Annotated in this window: 1 protein-coding gene; it reads right to left on the reverse strand. The window is 67.0% G+C overall.

All coding sequences use genetic code 11. The features are described 5' to 3' along the window. Positions 1-1,412, reverse strand: a 1,412-nt coding sequence (locus tag KBX37_RS33775) for an RNA-guided endonuclease TnpB family protein (protein WP_210779874.1), incomplete at its 3' end; no start/stop codon positions are given. Positions 1,413-1,514: the final 102 nt, after the last annotated feature.

The following is a 1,514-nucleotide window of genomic DNA, read 5'->3' on the forward strand; positions in this document are numbered from 1 at the left end:
TTGCTCGTAGCTGAGCCGTTCGGATAATTCGCTCTCCGGCCAGCGGTGGCTGGGCTGGAGTCCTGGACCGGCAGTCTGGTCCGGTGGCGATCGGTTCGGTCCTGCAGGATCTGCTTCACCTTGTGGTGTGGGGTGTGCAGGGCGATGTCGGGGTCGCCAGCTCGGTGCAGGATGTTGATCGCGGCGTTCACGTCGGCCTGCCACACCACCCCGCAACAGGTGCAGTGAAACCGGTCCCCGCTACGGCGGCCGAACCGGCCGCAGCGGTGACAGGTTTGTGAGGTGTAGGCGGCGTTGACGGGAATGAGCGCAGAACCTCTACGCTCCGACACGCTTTTCAGGGCCTCGGCGGTGACTCCTTTGGTCCATGCGGCGAGACGCCGGTTGATGTTCTTAGGAAGCTTTTTGCGGCCGGTGAAGCGTTTGGTGAGATCCTCGGCGATCACGGTGGCGGCCTCGTCCACGACCTCGTGCACCGCGGTGAAGATCTCCGTCCGCACCCGCGCCCGATGCCGGGCCGCCTGCCGATCCCGCTTCACCGTGCCGAGATTGTTGACCTTGATCCGGTGCGCTTTCGCGTGGTCACCACGCAGGGCGGCGTTGTTCGCGATCGAGCGCAGCTTCGCCCGACGCCGGTTACGTTCCTTCAACCGATCCGACTCACTGGACAGCAGCACGCCGAGCCCTGCACCGTGGGGCTGGCCGTCGGAGTCGGTCAGGGCTTCGGTGTAGCCCTTGTCCACACCGAGCCTCCGGTCGCCGCACGGCCGCTGCGACGACCGCATCTGCGCCGCGTCGATCTGGTAGTGCACCTCGACCCGGCCGCTGCGCAGGATCAGCCGCAAGGTACCCGTCGGCGCGACCGTCGTGGACAGCGGGATCCTGACCATCTTGCGGGGCTCGAGACCGGGAATCGCCAGCCACAACCGGCCCCGCCCATCGACAGCGGTGTTGTACTTGTCGGCGCGCACCACGATCTGATCGTGCGTGCGGTTGCGGCCCCGCTTCCAATGCTTGCGCATCTGCCGGGCCAGGAACGGGTCACTGGCCCACTGGTCCGCCTGCAGCGCGGTGAACATCCGCTTACGCTCGGCCGGATCGTTGGTGCGTCGGCTGATCGCCCGCCGGACCTCGACCTTGGCCGCCTCCATGTTCGCTCCGATGTCGGCCATGGCGTCGCGGACGGTTTCCTTCCACGCATTCGCCAGCACACCAAACAACGCGTGTGTGCCGTCGGCCAGCCACCGGTCCCGCACCTGCCGGTCTCTCAACCCGGACCCGACTCCGAGGATCGAGCCGTAACGCTGCCACACCTCGCTGCGCACCCGGCCCAACCGACGGGCCTGCTCCACCAGTGCGGCGTACTTGCCCGGATTCAGCCGGGCCGAGTAGGCGATCCGGGTGACCTTCACCGGTCACCCTCCATGGTCAGGTCCGCCCTTTTCAACTCCTTCTCGTAGCGGCGCAGACCGTACAGCCGCCACGAGAAGGTCTGCACGATGCCCAGGAGGTCC

Origin of the sequence: Micromonospora sp. U56, assembly GCF_018070095.1 — a bacterium.
In the GTDB taxonomy this organism is placed as follows: Bacteria; Actinomycetota; Actinomycetes; order Mycobacteriales; family Micromonosporaceae; genus Micromonospora; species Micromonospora purpureochromogenes.